The organism is Pseudomonas edaphica, from assembly GCF_005863185.1.
Classification (GTDB): domain Bacteria; phylum Pseudomonadota; class Gammaproteobacteria; order Pseudomonadales; family Pseudomonadaceae; genus Aquipseudomonas; species Aquipseudomonas edaphica.
In genome coordinates this window covers 1-2,500 of record NZ_VBVZ01000780.1, presented here as the reverse complement: position 1 = coordinate 2,500, position 2,500 = coordinate 1, and the positions used below count along the sequence as shown (strand labels likewise).

Genomic DNA, 2,500 nt, shown 5'->3' with positions numbered 1-2,500 from the left:
GCCCTTCATCACCTGCGCCAGCAGCTCGTAGGAATGAATCCGGTCGGCATGCTCATACAGGTCGCTGGTAAAGATCAGCTCATCGGCGCCGGTTTGCTCGATCAACACTTCCAACTTCGCACGGATCTTCGCTGGGCTACCGACCATGGCCAGGCCAAGGAAGCTGCCCACCGCGTCTTTTTCATGGGGCAGCCACAGGCCGTCCATGGTTTTCACCGGCGGGCGTTGCACCAGGCTTTGCCCGCGCATCAGCGCCAGGATGCGTTGGTACACGGAAGTGGCCAGGTAGTCGGCCTGCTCGTCGGTATCGGCGGCCACCAGGGGAATGCCAAGCATCACGTAGGGCTTGTCCAGCACGGCTGAAGGCTTGAAGTGATTGCGGTACACGCGAATCGCCTCGTGCATCAAGCGGGGTGCGAAATGGGAGGCGAAGGCGTAGGGCAAACCACGCTCACCGGCCAGTTGTGCGCTGAACAGGCTGGAACCGAGCAGCCACACCGGCACGTTGGTGCCGGTACCGGGTACGGCGATGATCCGTTGGTCGGGCGTGCGTGGCCCCAGGTAGGCCATCAGTTCGGCCACATCTTCCGGAAACTCGTCAGCGCTGCCGGAGCGTTCACGGCGCAGGGCGCGGGCGGTCATCTGGTCGGAACCGGGGGCGCGGCCCAGGCCCAGGTCGATACGGCCGGGGTACAGGCTTTCCAGGGTGCCGAACTGCTCGGCAATCACCAACGGCGCGTGGTTGGGCAGCATCACACCGCCGGAGCCGACGCGAATCGTTGAGGTGCCACCGGCCAAATAACCCAGCAGCACCGAAGTGGCCGAGCTGGCGATGCCGTCCATATTATGGTGTTCAGCTACCCAGAAACGGTTGTAGCCGAACTTTTCCACGTGCTGGGCCAGGTCCAGCGAGTTGCGCAATGACTGCGCGATGCTGCCGTTGGCGCGCACGGGCACGAGGTCGAGGGTCGAGAACTTCACGTCGGACAGCGATTTCATAAGCCTGCTTCTCCATTAGGTGCGCAGGCTTATAGACGAACCAAAACCTGCCGCTTCATGTGCATGCTCTATGCAATGAGGGCATATACCCGAGATTCAATAGCAACTGCGAAATTTCCTACTAAATCGCTAGGTTTCTCCGACAAGATGAACTTTGCCGGGCCGTCTATCCTCAGAACCCTTACTGACGCAAAACCACCGTTCGAGGAGAGAGCTATGAGTATTGTTAAAAAAGCATCCGCGCATTGGGAAGGTGATCTGAAGACGGGCCTGGGTTCCATCTCCACGGAAACCGGCGTGCTGCGCGAAGCACCCTATGGCTTCAAGGCCCGTTTCGAAGGCGGCAAGGGCACCAACCCTGAAGAGTTGATCGGCGCGGCCCACGCTGGCTGTTTCTCCATGGCATTTTCCATGATTCTGGGCGATGCCGGCCTTAAGGCTGACAGCATCGACACCCAGGCTGAAGTGACCCTGGACCAGGTGGATGGCGGTTTTGCGATTACCGCCGTGCATTTGGTCTTGAAAGCCAAGATCCCCGGCGCAAGCCAGGCGCAGTTCGAGGAACTGAGCAAAAAGGCGAAGGAAGGCTGCCCAGTGTCGAAAGTGCTGAACGCAAAAATCAGCCTGGATGCCACGCTGGTCTAACTGACACAGCAAGATCCCCTGTGGGAGCGGGCTTGTGTGGAAGCCGGGCTTACCCGCGATAGGTTCACCTCGGTTATCCAGTTGTATCGAGGCGTTGCCATCGCAGGCAAGCCAGCTCCCACAGTTTGTTGTGCGTTAAATCAGAACTCGCGTTTAGATCGTTCCCACGCTCCCGCGTGGGAATGCAGCCCGTGACGCTCTGCGTCACACCTGCGCAGAACTTGAATGCTGTGGGCGGGACGCGGAGCGTCCCAGGCGGCATTCCCACGCAGAGCGTGGGAACGATCTGATCCCTGTGGGAGCGGGCTTGTGTGGGAGCCGGGCTTGCCCGCGATAGGTTCACCTCGGTTATCCAGTTGTATCGAGGCGTTGCCATCGCAGGCAAGCCAGCTCCCACAAAGGCCCGTTCCCATAGTTTGTTGTGCGTTAAATCAGAACTCGCGTTTCCAAAATGTGGTCGAATAGCCTAGGCGCACACCCGTGCGCAGTGCATTCAGGGAGCTTCACACATGAAACGTTTTGCCTTGGCGATCATTTGCGGTGTATTGGCCACTTCGGCCGTGGCCGCGCCAAAAGATTGTGAAGAGCTCAAGCAAGAGATCGAGGTAAAGATCCAGGCCAAGGCGATTCCGTCTTACACCCTGGAAATCATCACCGCCGAAGAAGCCAAGAATCATGACAGCGCCATGATCGTCGGCTCCTGCGAAAACGGCACCAAGCGGATCATCTATCAGAAGAATAGCGACTGATCAGATGCAATTAACGCTGCGCTCCTCCGCCAACAGCTGACGCGCCGCGTTGTACAGCCGGATATTGGGCGTAAAAGCCAGCGAGCGCCCCTCCAGCACCTGTCTCT

The 2,500-nt window shown here is 59.0% G+C and carries 3 protein-coding genes; 2 read left to right on the top strand and 1 reads right to left on the bottom strand.

Annotated elements, in window-relative coordinates; translation table 11 throughout:
- Positions 1 to 999, bottom strand: a 999-nt coding sequence (locus tag FEM54_RS30400) for an LLM class flavin-dependent oxidoreductase (RefSeq protein ID WP_017137920.1), incomplete at its 3' end; no start/stop codon positions are given.
- Positions 1,000 to 1,215: 216 nt separating this feature from the next.
- Between FEM54_RS30400 and FEM54_RS30395 the strand changes: the two genes are divergently transcribed.
- Both FEM54_RS30395 and FEM54_RS30390 read left to right on the top strand, forming a co-directional pair.
- Positions 1,216 to 1,644: an OsmC family protein gene (locus FEM54_RS30395; protein WP_017137919.1), complete on the top strand. Its 429-nt coding sequence runs from the start codon at positions 1,216 to 1,218 to the stop codon at positions 1,642 to 1,644.
- A 509-nt stretch (positions 1,645 to 2,153) separates the two neighbouring features.
- Positions 2,154 to 2,393 (top strand): DUF1161 domain-containing protein, encoded by a 240-nt coding sequence (locus tag FEM54_RS30390; protein ID WP_017137918.1) that lies wholly within the window; start codon positions 2,154 to 2,156, stop codon positions 2,391 to 2,393.
- The last annotated feature ends 107 nt before the right edge of the window (positions 2,394 to 2,500 follow it).